Here is a 16,305-nt window from a genome sequence, read left to right as displayed (position 1 = left end):
ATGAAGATTGAATCTATTGTTACCATAAAAAAAGAGCTAAAGCACTTACCAAAAGAAGATTTGCTAGAATTGTGCTTACGTTTAGGCAAGTTTAAAAAAGAAAATAAAGCACTACTCACTTATTTATTATTTGAAGCTCATGATGAAGATGGTTATATCGTAAGTGTTAAGTCTACATTAGATGAACTATTTGAAGTTATTAATCCTGATAGTTACTTCTACATGAAAAAAACCATTAGAAAGATTCTAAGACAAATTAGAATTTATAGTCGTTACTCACTTAAGAAAACAACAGAGGTTGAACTCCTACTCTATTTTTGTGAACGTTTAAATGAGGTCAAACCATCTATTCATAGAAATACAACGTTGAGTAACCTTTACGAAAGGCAAATCCTATCTATAAAGAAAAAAATTAGTGTATTGCACGAAGATTTACAATACGATTACTCAATGCTGTTAGAGGAATTAGAACGCTAGTCTTTATTCTGCTTCTTAGTCTTCTTACTCCCTTCATACATTTCGTATTTTACTAAACGTGCTTCAAGCTTTGCATTAAATACTTTTATTTTTCGAGAAGGTCGTAAGCCAACAAATTTTAAAGCTTCTAGATTAGAGGTTATTAACCAAGCATTAGTACCAGGATAACCATGCTTCAAAGTTGTTCCTATATTTCCGTAGAATTCTTCAACATTTAAATTTTCTAAACGCTCACCATAAGGTGGATTAAAGACCATATGCAGTTTATCAGTTCCAGCTTTTTGAGTCTTAAAAAAGTCTTCATGCTGAATATGAATAAACTCATCTAAATGCGCATTCTTAATATTCTCCTTAGCCTTTTTAACTGCAGAAGGCGACTTATCATAGCCTAATATTTTATGATGAAAATCTCGTGTTTTCTTTAATAAAGATTCTTCAATTTTTTCAAACAAATCCACATCCCAATCATTCCAGCGTTCAAAAGCAAATTCTTTTCGCATTAAGTTTGGTGGAATATTACATGCAATCATAGCAGCTTCTGCTAGCATTGTTCCACTACCACACATTGGGTCCATAAAATCCATTTGTCCATCCCAACCACTCATCATAATTAATCCAGCCGCAAGCACTTCATTAATTGGTGCAATATTCGTAGCCGTTTTATAACCACGTCTATGCAAGGACTCACCAGAAGTATCTATAGAGATAGTGCAACGTTGTCTATCAATATGCACATTGATTTTCAAATCCGGAAAACGCAAATCAACATCTGGTCGCGTACCACCATTTTCTCTAAAACGATCCACTATGGCATCCTTAGTCTTTAAAGCCGTGTACTGTGAATGTGTAAACACGCTGTTATGCACTGTAGCATCAACAGCTAATGAACCAGTGGGTTTTAGATAATTTTCCCACTTCATATACTTTACATTCTTGTATAGATCTTCTTCCCTAACTACTCTAAATGATTTTATGGGTTTTAAGATTTTTATGGCAGTTCTAATTCCCATATTAGCCTTGTACATAAAACCTTTATCACCCACAAAACTTACGTTACGCACCCCTTTTGTGACCTCCATGGCACCAAGCTGTGTAAGTTCTTTTGCTAAAATATCTTCGAAGCCAAATAAAGTTTTGGCTACCATTTTGAAATTATTGTCCATACATTACGTCTGAGAGAATGCAAATTTACACTATTTTTGCAGGACATTTAACATTATGACTAAATCAACAAAACAATGGTACGCATCTTGGTTTGACACACCTTACTACCATATTTTATATAAAGATAGAGACTACTCAGAAGCCCAAGGCTTTATGGATAATCTCACAAATTACCTTAACATTCCAGAAGGTGGTAAGATCTTAGATTTAGCTTGTGGTAAAGGAAGGCACTCCGTGTATTTAAACAAACTTGGATACAATCTTACTGGAGTAGACTTATCAGAACAAAGTATTGCATATGCAAAACAATTTGAAAACGAAACACTAAAGTTCGATGTACATGATATGAGTAAAACCTATCCTGATACATTTGACGCTGTTTTTAATCTCTTTACAAGTTTTGGATATTTTGAAGATGAAAACTGTAACCTTAAAACCATAGCATCTATTAAAGCAGAGCTAAACGAATTTGGTTTTGGTGTTATTGACTTTATGAATGTGAATTACATCATTGAAAATCTAGTTGAAGAAAACGTAAAAACAGTAGAAGGTATTGATTTTTATCTAAAACGAAGTGTAAATGATGGTTATATAATTAAAGACATTAGTTTTAAAGCTGATGGTGAGCCCTACGAGTTTCAAGAACGCGTTAAGGCTTTTACTTTAGAGGATTTTAAAGTCCTTTTTGAAAAAGCAGGAGTCTATTTGTTAGATGTTTTTGGAGATTATAAACTACATCCATATCACTCTAAAACATCCGAACGCTTAATTATGATTTTTAAGTAAATTGTGGCATGAATAAATACCTACTTCCTATTATAGCCATAATCATTGGCGTTGGCATAGCTTTTTTTACTAAAAAAGATAAATCTATTAGTACTAAATTATTATTGTCTTTTAGTGGTGCATTTTTATTAGCACTAACACTGTTCGATTTGTTGCCAGAAGTTTATCACCATATCGATGATGCCAAACAGACCGGGCTTTTTATAATGTGTGGTATATTATTGCAAGTTATTTTGGAGTTTTTATCTAAAGGTGCAGAACATGGTCACGTACATATTCATAAAGAAGACACAGCATTTCCGTGGTTACTATTTATAAGTTTATGTATTCATAGTTTCTTAGAAGGCTTTCCAATTCACGAGCATAACGATATGGTCTATGGTGTATTGATTCATAAAATACCAATTGCAGCTTTGATAGGTGCATTTTTATTAGAGTCTAGTTACACGAGACTACAAATTGTAGGTTTCTTAATCATATTTGGTGCAATGACACCATTAGGCACATTTATTTCTAACACAATGCCTTTTGTTGCAGAATATGTAGATGCTATAAATGCAGTTGTGATAGGTATCTTTTTACATATCTCAACAACGATTCTTTTTGAAACTGGAGAAGGTCATAAATTTAACTTATCGAAGCTCCTTGCAATATGCTTGGGTATTCTAATTGCATATTTCATCTAAAATGTTCTCTAAAGAGGAAGGTCGTGCGCTACGACAAGAATTCTGGACTAGTTTTGGTAAATCCTTCCCAAGGAAATGGATTCTGTACGATACAAAAATTAAAGGAGTGGCTTTTAAATTTCATTTCGACACCAAATCGGCTTTAATCGCTCTAGACTTAGAAGACGATTTAGACAATCGTATTAACTGCTGGGAAAAACTAGTAGCGCTAAAAAACATTTTTTTAAATGACTATATACCAAAAGCAATTTTTGAAGAAGAATACTATTTAAAAAACGGTAAAGAGATTTCTCGTATTTTTTTACCACTAGAACAAAAAGTCTCTATCCATAACAAAAATACTTGGCAAGCTGTTATGGAATTCTTTAATATTAATATGAGTTTATTTGAAACTTTCTTTGAAGAATATAAGGAACTTATAAGAAATTAGTTTAAAAGTTTTCAATTAATCGTAATCACAATTAGATCTGAGTTTTCTATTTCTTGCCCGTTCAAAATTGTTTTGTTAGAGAATGTTACGTTTCCACAGCATAATTCACTTTTTCGTTCGGCCAGTTCAAACTCTAAAGCATCTATTAATACATTAGATAAAGTTATTTGGTAAGATGTACCTCCGTTTTCGAGATCAAAAACAATAACACCTGTATCTTCTTGCTTATCGTAATCTATAATTTCATTACTTCCAGATGTAATTATTATAGAATCTGGATTGTAAATCGCCTCACTACCAAATAAAACATTATTCCCGTTAGAATCTATATATCTAAACTCTTTGAAGTAATCTCTAAGCACTCATCACATCCATTTTCACTACTGCAGTTCAGTAAAAAGATTGGTATTAAAAATGAAAGTATACTAACTGCATTTCTATTTTTAGAAATAATTGATTTGAAGTTTAATAATCTATGAATAATATTAGTCAGCTTTAATTTTAAAAAGTATTAATTTAAGCGCTACAAGCCTCACATTGCCCCATTAAGAGAATATCTGTAGAATGTACTTTATGATTTTTTAAAGTTGGTATTGTAACTTCTAAAGATAGACATTCCACCTTATCACATTCTGTACACTGAAAATGGGGATGAGAATCAGAATGACTGTGAGTTGTACATCCACTGCATTTAGCATACCATTTTAAACCATCTTTTCCATTAAAAGAGTGAATAACCCCTTCTTGCTCAAGTCTATCTAGCACGCGGTAAACTGTAGTCTTATTCATCTCCCCTTTTACTTGTTCAATAAGGCGCACTACTGATTTAGCATCATTTTCTGTTTCAAAAATATTCAATATTGAAGTTACAGCTTTTGTCTTTCTAATAATTCCCACGGAGACAAATTTAGTGCAACTATGTTGCAATAACAAATTTTATTTTATAATTTTGCGACTCAGTTGCATTAATAGAATCTATTTATGATCCAAATACAAGACGTTAGCAAATCATTTAAGGGTAATATAGCAATACAAAACTTAAATTTAAACGTTAAACAAGGAGAAATTTTAGGATTATTGGGTGCAAATGGTGCAGGTAAATCTACAACTATAAATATGTTGTTAGGGTTTCTTAATCCAGATTCCGGTAAAGTACAAATCAATGATCTAGATACTATTAAAAATGCTGAAGAGACTAGAAAACTCATTGGTTATATTCCTGAAAATGTAAACCTCTACCCTTACCTATCTGGTTTAGAGAATTTAAATTATTTCTGCAAACTAGCAGGTTTAGTATATTCTAAAACAGAATTAGAAGATTATCTCACAACTTGTGGTTTAGAAAGTAAAGCGCACTCAAAAAGAGTAAGTGGTTATTCTAAAGGCATGCGGCAAAAAGTGGGTATCGCAATTGCGTATGCAAAAAAAGCAAAAGTTTATCTCCTAGATGAGCCTGCAAGTGGTTTAGATCCATTAGCAAGTAATGAGCTTTCACTTCTTCTTAAAAAGTTAGCCAAAGAAGGTGCTACTATTCTAATGGCTTCTCACGATATTTTTAGAGTACGAGAAGTTTGTAATCGCATTGGTATTCTTAAAAATGGAATTTTAGTAAAAGAGCTCAATAGCAAAGACGTAAGTGCTAATGAGCTAGAAAATTTATATCTAAAATTTATGCAAAACTAGTTCAACTGTTATGTTACAAATCATCAAAAATGAATGGCGGTTTTTAGTTCGAAGTCAAATATTTTTCGGCATTTCTTTTGCGTTTGTCTCTATTTTAATAGTATCGGTTTTTCTAGGGTTTAATCAAACTAAAAAGCAAGAACAAACGCATAAAAATGCCAAAGACCATGTACGTCAGCAATGGGTAAGTATTGACGAAATGAATCCTCACAGCGCAGCACACTATGGTACTTATATCTTTAAACCTTCTAACTTATTGAGTAGTCTTGATGAAGGTGTTAACAGCGTGACTGGAAATGTGCTTCGTGTTGAAGGGCATGTACAAAACGAGATTGTACATTCAGAAGCATCACAAATGCAAGCGATTTCAAGATTTGGAAAATTAAAGTCCTCACTTCTACTTCAATATATAGTTCCTTTATTATTAATTTTTTTAGCTTTTAATTCGGTCAGTAGTGAAAAACAAAGTGGACGACTAAAATTATTGGTATTACAAGGTGCAAAGCCAATACAAGTTATTTTATCCAAAACGCTATCTGTCTGGTTTTATGGTTTGCTATTATTGATTTTTGTAGTAATTGTTTATGGTATTTTAAATATTCAAAACATTACGTTAGAAATTTTAACTAGAGCGCTATTGTTCTTTTTATCCTACTCGCTTTATTATTTTATTATTAGCGGACTTACTGTTTTCTTTTCAGCTAGATGGCAAAATGCAACACTAGCCTTAACGTCTATGTTAGGGATTTGGATTTTATGGACCATGTTTTTACCTAATATTTTAATGAGTTCTGCCGAGAAATGGCATCCATTACCTAGCAGGAATGAATTTCAATCGGCTATGAAAGAAGACCGTTCAAAAGGCTTAGATGGTCATAATCCTTCTGACGAGAGAGGTTTAGCTTTAAAAGAACAAGTACTTAAAGAATATGGTGTTGATAGTTTATCACAACTACCTATAAATTTTGATGGTATGCGCATGCAGGCTGATGAAGAATATGGTAATAGTGTTTGGGATAAAAATTTTGGAAATAACAGTAATATATTAAAAAAACAAAAGCTAAGCTTTCAATTAGGTGGCATTTTCAATCCATTTATTTCTCTACAAAACACAAGTATGGGTTTTATGGCAAGTGATAATTTACACCATCAAGAATTTTTATTACAAGTAGAAAACTATAGACGCGTTTTTATTAAAATGTTAAACGATAAGCAAACTTATGGAGGATCTAAAACAGGAGATTGGAGTTGGAAAGAGGATAACGCCTTTTTTAAGTCTGTACCTGATTTCGATTACAAACCAACTCGACTTTCTTCTGTATTATCAAATTACCTCTTAGACTTGGCATTACTAACATTTTGGTCAGTTATCGTTATTATACTTATTCGTTTTGGAACAAAAAAAATACAAATCGCATGAGAACTTTAAGCATATTTTTATATGAGTGGAAACATTTTCTACGTAGTCCTTTTAAAATTGTGGCGCTTTTATTATTTGTATTAGCTAGCATATATGGTTTGCATAATGGATCTGATCTATATGAAAAACAAAACGATGAAATAGAACGACTTAATCAAAAAGTAAAAGAGGACAAAGCAGATATACTCTCTTATTTCAAAAAAGGCGAAAATGGACCAGAAGCAAGACCTTGGGTAAATGTAACTGAACCTTTTTGGGCTATTTGGTGCACACCAACTTACTACTACAAAAAACCGTCGCCAACATTAGTTTATAATATTGGGCAAACAGAACACTATGGGTTTTATAAAAAAATTAATATGTATGCGAACCCTTATGATGCTGATATGGCCAAAGAAATTGCAAATCCTGAGCGTATTCAATCTGGTACATTAGACTTTGCATTTGTAATTTTATACTTACTACCGCTTTTAATATTAGTTCTTTTATATAACATAAAAGGATTTGAAGCAGTTCAGGGGTTTTTACCACTCGTTGTTGTACAAACAGGTTTAAAAAACTGGTGGATTCTTTCTCGAACAGCATTTTACGCCATTCTACTGCTGCTAGTAATATTTGTTTTAATGCTTTATGGTACATCACTTAACAGTGCATTTGAAACGTATACAGCATTTTGGAATATTTTTCTTTTAATGACACTCTATCTTTTATTTTGGACAGCTATTTATTTTTTAATTCTGAAACTTGGAAAAAGCACTATTTCAAATACCTTACAAATGATAGGCATATGGTTACTATTTGCCTTTATCATTCCTGCAGCCATTCAACAATGGATTAGTATTGAAAAACCTACAAATTTAATGATAGACCTTATTGATACAGAGAGAGATAAAACTGGCGAAATATATGCACAAGGTGATGAATTAACAGATAGACAACTTTTCAAGTTATATCCAAGTTTAAAAGAAACCAAACTAGCAAAAGACACGGTCAAAATAAAAGAAGCACGAAGTGATTCATACATAGCCTTAATTAATGTGGCTAAGAAAGAAGCAACGACATCCATAGAAAAAGATAATCTAACTAAAAATAAACTGATTTCAAAAACCTATTGGTTTAATCCGTTGACTTATTTTCAAAATAAACTGAATCATTTAACTGAAACTCATTATGATGATTATCAAAATTATAGAGACAAAATTCAGCATTCAGTAGATATACGCATAGAAACCATGGTTTTAGATATATGGAATGATGTCAAAGTTGATAAAGCAAAATATTTAGAATATAATACCACATTTTCAAACAATGAATGACTTTAAAAAATTACCCGTAACCGTATTAAGTGGCTTTTTAGGAGCAGGAAAAACCACGTTATTAAATCATGTTTTACATAACAAAGAAGGCTTAAAAGTAGCCGTTATTGTAAATGACATGAGCGAGGTAAACGTTGATGCGAATTTGGTAAATAGCGAAAATGTATTATCTCGTACCGAAGAAACACTCGTTGAAATGAGTAATGGTTGCATATGCTGTACTTTAAGAGAAGATCTAATGATTGAGGTAGAAAGACTTGCAAAGGAAAATCGATTTGATTATTTACTAATTGAAAGTACAGGAATTAGCGAGCCTATACCAGTAGCACAAACCTTCTCATTTATAGACGAGGAGAATAATATAGATTTATCTCGATTTAGCTATGTAGACACTATGGTTACTGTGGTGGATGCATTCAATTTTTTTAAAGATTTTGGAAGCCCAGAGCGGTTAGTAGATCGCAGTCTTACAGATATAGAAAATGATTTTAGAACGATTGTAAATTTATTAATCGATCAAATAGAATTTTGTAATGTCATTATTTTAAACAAAACCGATTTAGTTACTAAAGAACATTTAGGCATCTTAAAATCAGTAATACATAAACTTAATCCAGCGGCGAAAATAATTGAATCCTCTTTTAGTAAAGTAAACCCAAAGGAGATTCTCAATACTAAACTATTTAATTTCGAAGAAGCTGAAGAAAGTGCAGGCTGGATTGAAGAATTAAAAAAAGACGAACATACACCAGAAACTGAAGAATATGGCATTGGCTCATTTGTTTTTAGAAGCAAAAAACCTTTTCATCCCGAACGTTTTTGGGATTATGCACAACACCAATTCCCTCAAAACATTTTAAGAAGTAAAGGACTGTTTTGGCTAGCCTCAAGACCAGACCAAGCTTTAATTTGGGGACAAGCCGGTGGTTCGCTTCGCTCAGATAGTGCAGGTGTTTGGTGGAGCAGTATGCCTTTTGAAAAGCGTATACAACAAATGGCTTTTGTTGATAACCAAGCACATATTGAAAGTGATTGGGATATAACTTTTGGAGATCGAAAAAATGAAATTGTTTTTATAGGTCAAAATTTAGATGAATCTCTGATTAAAAAACAACTCAATGCTTGTTTACTAACCGAATCCGAACTTGCATCTATCAATTTAGAAGAAGACCGCTTTGAAGATGAATGGCCAGTTGAACGTGCTTATGCTTTTTAAAATAACTATTTATAACTACAACGCATTAAAAAAAAATAAATGGCGAATACAAATAAAATATATTGGGCAGATAAATTAGGTGCAATTAGTGCCTTTCTATGTATTGTTCATTGCTTAGCAGCACCAGTATTACTTACTATGGGAGTTAGTTTTCTACATCATCCAGTAATTGCTTTCCTTTTTATATTAGTAGCTTTCATTTCTATTTATAAAACAACAAAAGGAAGACTATTTATCGGTTTAAGTATTCTTTTATGGATTGCTTTTACTGGTTTTGTAGTATCTATTCTACTCGAAGACTATGCGGAAATTTTTGAGTACACCATGTATTTTTTTTCGATAAGTATTATAATCGGACACCTTTATAATATGCGCTATCACCAAAATGAGACTAAGCAATTTCATTAAAAGGTTTTAATATAATAGAAATATGATATCTCAAATACTCACAATAAAAACATAAAAAATGATTACAAAAGAACAAGTATTAGAAGCCCAAAATAAATGGGGAAACGGAGTCGTAAAAATTGGGTCGCTAAAAGAGTCTAGAATAGAATGTGAAGCATATGCAAGTGAATTTCTTGACATACGCTATGCATTTGAAGCAGGTACAGTTTTATTTAAGCCAACTAAATGCGCTTTTGAACAATTTAGACCCACTAAGCCAGAAGCTTTATCCTATTTTATTGCTGGTGATGACCGTGCATGTGATGAAGACAAAGGGTTTGCCATACAACCATGGACCAAAGTACGGTTTGAAAATACAGGCTTTATTTTAGAAGACCATAGAGCTATAGCGATGGGTAATTACTTTTTTACCGATTTAAATGGTGATGAAGCGAAGGTTGAATATACGTTTGGTTACAAATTAATTAATGATGAGTTGAAGATTGATGTACACCATTCTTCTTTTCCGTTTCCAAATCCTGAAGACGTGGTCTAATGGATAAAACACTTTTTCTTTTATGTCCTACGGATTGCTTAGAACCTATTATTAACAATAGGTTCAGGCAAGAGAACTTTTTTTATACATCTCTAGGGAATTCATTTTCCCTAGATTTTACAACTTTAGAGGGCATAAAGGAATTAATAACAAAGCATGATATCAAAGATATTTCTTTTGTAACTTCCAACGACAACAAAATTGTATTGGATGCATTGGGAAAGCAATCGTTTTCAAAAATAAGAGGTCTAAAAAAGTTTTATGGTGAATTAGTAAGGCAAAAAGAACACTCAGAGGCATTATGGGAGAAAGAAAATCTTCAGTTCGCTATTATTTCTTACTACCTAAATTATAAGATAAAAGAATTAGGTCTTGAATTAAATCGTTTTACGGATTATCCTATTAAAATTGATGGTAAAATTTATGATGGGCAAAAAAACACTTTTAACGCTATTCATTCTAATCTAATTTGTTTGGAAATGCATTGTCTAAATTAAGTCAATATGAACTATAATAGAAGAAAAATTATTTCCTTTTTAGTTAAAACCAACATAGTTTTCATAATAGTTCTACTTTTATTATAAGCAGCATTAGTAATAGTACACCGATTACATTGGGAAATCTATATAATTTCAAAAACACAAAATATTTTTAAACAAATCTTAATTACTTAAAATGAAAAAGCTAAACCGAATTCTAATTGCCCTTTTTATTGTATTACCAACTTCAATATTTGCCAATGAAGGAATGTGGTTTTTAATGCATCTCGAACGTCTCAATCATCGTGATATGCAGAAAATGGGTTTACAGCTAACGGCTAAAGAAATATACAGTATCAATAACCAAAGTTTAAAAGATGCTATTGTGCAATTTAATGGCGGCTGCACAGCAAGTATCATTTCTAGCAATGGATTGGTGCTTACAAATCATCACTGCGGATACAACGCTATAGCCGAATTATCTACCGCAGAACAAAACCATTTAAAAAATGGCTTTTGGGCCAAATCATTAGACCAAGAATTAAAACCTCAAAGTCTCTACGTTAGATTCTTTGTACGTATGGATGATGTTAGTGAACGGATTCTTTCCTTAGTGACTAATACAATGTCAGAAAAAGAGCGCGAGGCTATTATTAATAAAGAGATTGCTAAAATTCAAGAGGAAAATAGTGACGGTGGAAAATATACAGTATCAGTAAGACCTTTTTATCAGGGAAATGAATATTACTACTTTGTATATGAAGATTATACTGATGTAAGGTTAGTTGGAGCTCCATCTGAAAGTATTGGGAAATATGGAGGTGATACAGATAACTGGGAATGGCCTCGTCATACCGGAGATTTCTCGCTATTCAGAGTATATGCAGATGCCAATGGACAACCTTCGGAATATTCTGAGGATAACGTACCCTTAAATGTTAATTATCATCTTCCTGTAAATATTGGTGGTGTTAAAGAGAATGATTTCGCTATGATTTTGGGGTATCCAGGTCGAACAAACCGTTGGATGCCTGCCGAAGGGATTGAGCAAAACGTTAAGTACGCATATCCTGCTTGGGTTGAAGGTTCTAAACTAAGTATGGATGTGATGAAAAAATATATGGATAAAGATGAGTCTGTAAATTTAATGTACGCTTCGCAATACGCTGGAATAGCAAACTATTGGAAGAATCGACAAGGGATGATCGATGCTTTAACAAAGCACGGAACTGCAGAAACTAAACGTAAGACAGAAAATAAGTTTGATAAATGGGCAAATAAACCAAAGTATAAAAGTGCTTACGGCAATGTAATTAGTACCATCAACAACTATTATAAGCTTACTAATGAAAAATCTCAGCACGATAATTATTTGATAGGGTTGTTACGCTCAAGTAAATTCTCAATACTTCCGTACAGAATTGGAAGAGGACTTGAAAATTATGCAGATGCTAATGAAGCAAAACGTAAAGAATTAGTGCCACGTTTAACCGCATTAATCAGTAATTCATACAAAGAGTATCACTTACCTCTAGAAAAAGAGATTTTAGCAGAGCAGCTCAAACTTTACACTTCAAAATCTAATTACTCTTTACCTGAGCTACTGTCTGAAGTTAAACAAATAAATGACTTTACGGACTATGTAGAAGCTATTTTCAACCTCAGTATGTTTGGCTCAAAAGAAGGAGTTGAAGCATTTTTGAAATATCCAGATAAGGATATATTGTCTAATGACCCACTTTATAAATTATCGTCAGCTATACTCGCAAAATATAGAGAGCAACCTGAGATGCTTCAACAACCGCTAAATGATTACCAAAAATCATTCAGGTTATTAGTTGAAGGTTTAAGAGAATCAGGAATCAGTAGAATAGAATATCCAGATGCTAACTCAACACTTCGATTATCCTATGGAAAAGTAAGAGCTTTACCTAAAGATACCCGAAATGATGCTTATATAAATAATTATACCACCTTTAAAGGTGTTATCAATAAATACAAACCAAATGATGACGAATTTGACTTACCTAAAGATATGCTCAAGTTTTTTGAAAATAAAAACTACGGAAGATATGCTAATAAAGATGGTGAATTAGCGGTAAATTTTTTAACAGATAATGACATAACTGGCGGAAATTCTGGGTCACCAGTACTAAACGGAAAAGGAGAATTGATAGGTTTAGCTTTTGATGGAAACATTGAAGCGATGGCAGGAGACGTCATATTCGATAAGGACTTACAACGCACAATAAACTTAGATATTAGATACGTACTTTGGTTAATTGATACTTATTCTAATGCTAAAAATATTATAGACGAATTAACTATTATAAACAATTAAGTACAATATGAACTACAGTAGAAGAAAATTTATTTCCTTTTTAGGTAAAGCTAGCTTAGGAGCTGCTATAGTTCCTCCATTTTTATTTAGTTGTGGTAATATAAGTAAGCCCATTGACATAGAAAGTCTATCTAATGAAAGACTTAATCACTTAAAAAATCTAGTCTTAGAAGGATTAAGCGCCTCTAACCAAGATGACTTACTATTAGTAAACGGACTAGATTATCATACCATTATAAAATGGGGAGATGAGATTAGTGAATTAGACACTTTTGGATTCAATAATGACTTTACGTGCTTTATTCCACTCGATAAAAGCAACCCCAAAGATGGCTTACTTTGGGTAAACCACGAGTATGTTAATCCGCTTTATGTTTCAGACTTTAATTACAGAGATTATGAAAATCCTGATGAACATCGTACTATCGAACAAGTAGATAAAGAGATGTATAATGTCGGAGGAAGTATTGTAAGGATTAAAGAAGAAAACGGTAAATGGAAAGTTGTTAAAAACGACCCTCATAATAGACGTATTACAGCAAAAACAAAGATTCAATTAAATTGGAACAGTCCAATAAAAGGTAAATCAGAGGCTATTGGAACACTAGCTAATTGTTCTGGCGGAATTACACCATGGAACACCTTTCTCACCTGTGAAGAAAACTATGATGGCTTTTATGGTGAAACTGTTTATGACGATAATAATAATGCCTCTAGAATTCCTAGCAGGTATAGTGGTTGGGAGAACTTTTATGATTATCCACCAGAACATTATGGATGGGTCGTAGAGGTAAATCCAAAAGACGGTACTGCTCAAAAACATATTGCACTTGGACGATTTGCACATGAGTGTTGCACCTTATATCAACTAGAAGACAAACGTATTGTTGCTTATACAGGGGATGATAGTAATAATGAACATTTATATAAATTCATTTCCTCTCAACCAGACTCTTTAAAGGAAGGGATACTCTATGTTGCGGACACTGTTAACGGTAAATGGCTAGCTTTAGACTGGGAGAAACAACCAACTTTAAAAACGAAATTTAAAGACCAAACAGAAGTATTAATAAGAGCTCGAGAAGCTGCAAAATTGTTAGGCGCTACTGAATTAAATCGTCCTGAAGATATAGAAATTGATCCTATAACCGGACATATATTTGTCTCATTGACCAATAATAAAAGTAAAGGTGATGTTCATGGTTCCATCCTAAAAATTGAAGAGACTAATGGTGATTTTGATGCCTTAACCTTTAAATCATCTACTTATTTAGCAGGTGGTGAAGCTAATGGATTCTCTTGCCCTGATAATTTAGCCTTTGATTTAGCTGGAAATCTATGGTTCACTTCTGATATGTCTGGAAATGCTATGAATAAGGCTAATAAACCATATATATCATTTAAAAACAATAGTTTATTTGTGATACCAAGATATGGAAAAGATGCTGGAAAAGTCATCAGAATAGCTTCAGCGCCAAAGGATGCAGAGTTAACTGGTCCATGGTTTTCACCAGATGGAAAAACACTATTCTTAAGTGTTCAGCATCCTGGTGAACAAACAAAAAATATAAATAACCCAACGAGTACATGGCCTTTCGATGGTGATAATATTCCCAAACCTGCTGTAGTTGCTATTACTGGTGATTTAATAGAGAAAATGAACAAGTTGAATCAAATAGTGAGTTAAGTAAATTAGAGTTTAAACAATTGCTCTAATTAACAACTAAATTATATGAGACTAAAAGGTATAATGTTTGCATTAATAATATTGTCGTTAAGTGCATTTACCAAAGAGCACGCACTCAAGATGACATTCAGTAAGCTTATTATTAGTTCTAATGGCAATGTGGATTTAGAGACACGCATTTTTTTGGATGATTTAACTGCGCATATGCAAAAATTATATGATTTGCAGCAAACGGATTTTTCTACCACTACGAGCAATGGCACAATGGCATTACGCCAATACCTCAAAAATCACTTATATTTTAAACAGGGTGAAAAAAAAATAAATCTCTATATCAATAGTGTCTCTCTTTCAAAAAACCGTTTAGCACTAGTAGTAAATATGAGTACGACCAACAAATTGGATGTCTCAGAAGAGCTGTTTTTGATTAATACAATATTATGTGATGCCTCGCTAATGCAAACAAATGATATAAAATTTCTAGACAAACATCATATCTTAAGCATAAGTAATCCAAAAGTAAAAATCGAAATCAATTAATGATACATTATATAGAACTTGGGATTAATCATATTTTAGATCCACAAGGGTTAGATCATCTGTATTTTATAGTTTCTTTCTGCCTTCTGTATACGATAAGTAATTTACGTAAAATTGCTGGACTCGTAACTGCATTCACTTTAGGACACTGTATCACTTTAGCTCTTGCTGCACTAGAAAAAATTTATATAAATCCAGATTTAATCGAGTTATTAATTCCTATTACAATTATAATAAGTTGCTTACTCAACTATTGGATTCTTATAAAAGAAAATAAATATCAGACACCTAAAGGCAATCTTATTTATGTAATAATACTTTTTTTTGGTCTTATTCATGGACTCGGATTTTCCAACTTTCTATCAGCTATGTTATTTGAAGGAGAAAGTATTGTAGCTCCGTTGCTAGGTTTTAACATAGGGATTGAAATTGCACAATTAATTATAGTTATTATGGTTCTTGCAGCTCTTTGGATTAGTGATAATGTAATAAAATCTAAGAAAATAGTTAGGCTAACTTTGAACACCATAATTATGTTAATGGTACTTCAAATGATTTTATTTTAGCTGTGCTTGCACATATGATAACATGGTCAACATTTAAAGTATAATAGAATGAAATTATTTTATCTTATACTAATCTTATTAAATTTTCCTATAGAAGGCAAGGCTCAGGAAAAAGAAACCGATAATTTTCCACCACCAGAAACACCTATTGAAATAAAAGCTACAAAAGCTAATAATAAAATAGTTATTGATGGAAAGTTAGATGAAAACGATTGGCAAAATGCAAATGTAATTACAGAGTTTTTTAAAGTAGAACCTGTGCAAGGAGGTACTATTAAAAACCCGATTGAAGTACGCATCCTTTTTGACGATAAGTATCTCTATGTTGGCGTTTTTGCTAAAGATTCACTTGGCAAAAAAGGAATTAGAATACAAGACTTAAGACGTGACTTTAATACTTCTGAGAATGATGTTTTTGGCATACAAATAGACGCTCAAAACACCAAGTAATATGCAGTTTCCTTTCAAACAACACCTCACGGTAATCAACTCGATTTACAAAGTTTTTATGACAGAAATAGAGATACAAACTAGAATGCGCTTTGGACTGTAAGAACCAACAGAACCGAAA

The 16,305-nt window shown here is 32.4% G+C and carries 19 protein-coding genes; 16 read left to right on the top strand and 3 right to left on the bottom strand.

Features of this window, described 5'->3' with window-relative positions:
• On the top strand, nt 1-477 hold the full coding sequence (locus WPG_RS13725; RefSeq protein ID WP_045473718.1) for a hypothetical protein: 477 nt from the start codon (nt 1-3) through the stop codon (nt 475-477).
• On the opposite strand, the gene WPG_RS13720 is transcribed toward WPG_RS13725, so the two are convergent.
• Nucleotides 474-1,640: a class I SAM-dependent RNA methyltransferase gene (locus tag WPG_RS13720; RefSeq protein WP_045473716.1), complete on the bottom strand. Its 1,167-nt coding sequence runs from the start codon at nt 1,638-1,640 to the stop codon at nt 474-476. The genes WPG_RS13725 and WPG_RS13720 overlap by 4 nt on opposite strands.
• 55 nt (nt 1,641-1,695) lie before the next feature.
• On the opposite strand from WPG_RS13720, the gene WPG_RS13715 reads away from it, so the two are divergent.
• From WPG_RS13715 to WPG_RS13705, 3 genes are read left to right on the top strand one after another with little or no spacing between them, the layout of a single operon-like run.
• Complete coding sequence (locus WPG_RS13715; protein WP_045473715.1) at nt 1,696-2,427, top strand: methyltransferase domain-containing protein; 732 nt, start codon at nt 1,696-1,698, stop codon at nt 2,425-2,427.
• A gap of 8 nt (nt 2,428-2,435) precedes the next feature.
• Complete coding sequence (locus WPG_RS13710; protein ID WP_045473714.1) at nt 2,436-3,113, top strand: ZIP family metal transporter; 678 nt, start codon at nt 2,436-2,438, stop codon at nt 3,111-3,113.
• Between the two features lies 1 nt (nt 3,114).
• Nucleotides 3,115-3,543, top strand: coding sequence for a DUF4268 domain-containing protein (locus tag WPG_RS13705; RefSeq protein ID WP_045473713.1), 429 nt, complete (start codon nt 3,115-3,117; stop codon nt 3,541-3,543).
• 11 nt (nt 3,544-3,554) lie between these two features.
• Here the strand turns inward: WPG_RS13705 and WPG_RS13700 are convergent, their stop codons facing one another.
• Nucleotides 3,555-3,905: a hypothetical protein gene (locus tag WPG_RS13700; RefSeq protein ID WP_045473712.1), complete on the bottom strand. Its 351-nt coding sequence runs from the start codon at nt 3,903-3,905 to the stop codon at nt 3,555-3,557.
• Between the two features lie 154 nt (nt 3,906-4,059).
• Nucleotides 4,060-4,440 (bottom strand): Fur family transcriptional regulator, encoded by a 381-nt coding sequence (locus WPG_RS13695; protein WP_045473710.1) that lies wholly within the window; start codon nt 4,438-4,440, stop codon nt 4,060-4,062.
• A gap of 84 nt (nt 4,441-4,524) precedes the next feature.
• Between WPG_RS13695 and WPG_RS13690 the strand changes: the two genes are divergently transcribed.
• The 12 genes from WPG_RS13690 (at nt 4,525) to WPG_RS18425 (ending at nt 16,184) form a co-directional block, all read left to right on the top strand.
• Nucleotides 4,525-5,226, top strand: coding sequence for an ABC transporter ATP-binding protein (locus WPG_RS13690; protein ID WP_045473708.1), 702 nt, complete (start codon nt 4,525-4,527; stop codon nt 5,224-5,226).
• Between the two features lie 10 nt (nt 5,227-5,236).
• Complete coding sequence (locus WPG_RS13685; RefSeq protein WP_045473706.1) at nt 5,237-6,646, top strand: DUF3526 domain-containing protein; 1,410 nt, start codon at nt 5,237-5,239, stop codon at nt 6,644-6,646.
• Nucleotides 6,643-7,962 carry a hypothetical protein gene (locus WPG_RS13680; RefSeq protein ID WP_045473704.1) on the top strand — a complete coding sequence of 440 codons (1,320 nt, stop codon included), beginning with the start codon at nt 6,643-6,645 and terminating at the stop codon, nt 7,960-7,962. The genes WPG_RS13685 and WPG_RS13680 overlap by 4 nt, the downstream gene beginning before the upstream one ends.
• Entirely contained in the window at nt 7,955-9,178 is a 1,224-nt protein-coding gene (locus WPG_RS13675; protein ID WP_045473702.1) for a GTP-binding protein, read from the top strand. The genes WPG_RS13680 and WPG_RS13675 overlap by 8 nt, the downstream gene beginning before the upstream one ends.
• Before the next feature lie 39 nt (nt 9,179-9,217).
• Nucleotides 9,218-9,586: a MerC domain-containing protein gene (locus WPG_RS13670; protein ID WP_045473700.1), complete on the top strand. Its 369-nt coding sequence runs from the start codon at nt 9,218-9,220 to the stop codon at nt 9,584-9,586.
• 58 nt (nt 9,587-9,644) lie between these two features.
• A complete protein-coding gene (locus WPG_RS13665; protein ID WP_045473698.1) occupies nt 9,645-10,121 on the top strand; it encodes a hypothetical protein in 477 nt (158 codons plus the stop codon).
• Nucleotides 10,121-10,618 (top strand): hypothetical protein, encoded by a 498-nt coding sequence (locus WPG_RS13660; protein WP_045473696.1) that lies wholly within the window; start codon nt 10,121-10,123, stop codon nt 10,616-10,618. Before WPG_RS13665 ends, WPG_RS13660 begins: the two co-directional genes overlap by 1 nt.
• Nucleotides 10,619-10,796: 178 nt before the next feature.
• Entirely contained in the window at nt 10,797-12,941 is a 2,145-nt protein-coding gene (locus WPG_RS13655) for a S46 family peptidase (protein WP_045473690.1), read from the top strand.
• Nucleotides 12,942-12,948: 7 nt separating this feature from the next.
• Nucleotides 12,949-14,628, top strand: a complete 1,680-nt coding sequence (locus WPG_RS13650) for a PhoX family protein (RefSeq protein WP_045473688.1) — start codon at nt 12,949-12,951, stop codon at nt 14,626-14,628.
• A 45-nt stretch (nt 14,629-14,673) separates the two neighbouring features.
• Nucleotides 14,674-15,168, top strand: a complete 495-nt coding sequence (locus tag WPG_RS13645; RefSeq protein ID WP_045473680.1) for a DUF6702 family protein — start codon at nt 14,674-14,676, stop codon at nt 15,166-15,168.
• Nucleotides 15,168-15,734: a HupE/UreJ family protein gene (locus WPG_RS13640; protein WP_045473678.1), complete on the top strand. Its 567-nt coding sequence runs from the start codon at nt 15,168-15,170 to the stop codon at nt 15,732-15,734. The genes WPG_RS13645 and WPG_RS13640 overlap by 1 nt, the downstream gene beginning before the upstream one ends.
• A 48-nt stretch (nt 15,735-15,782) precedes the next feature.
• Nucleotides 15,783-16,184, top strand: coding sequence for a hypothetical protein (locus tag WPG_RS18425; RefSeq protein WP_197539921.1), 402 nt, complete (start codon nt 15,783-15,785; stop codon nt 16,182-16,184).
• Nucleotides 16,185-16,305: the final 121 nt, after the last annotated feature.

The sequence above is a fragment of the Winogradskyella sp. PG-2 genome (assembly GCF_000828715.1).
GTDB lineage: Bacteria > Bacteroidota > Bacteroidia > Flavobacteriales > Flavobacteriaceae > Winogradskyella.
This window is presented reverse-complemented; position numbering and strand designations above follow the sequence as displayed.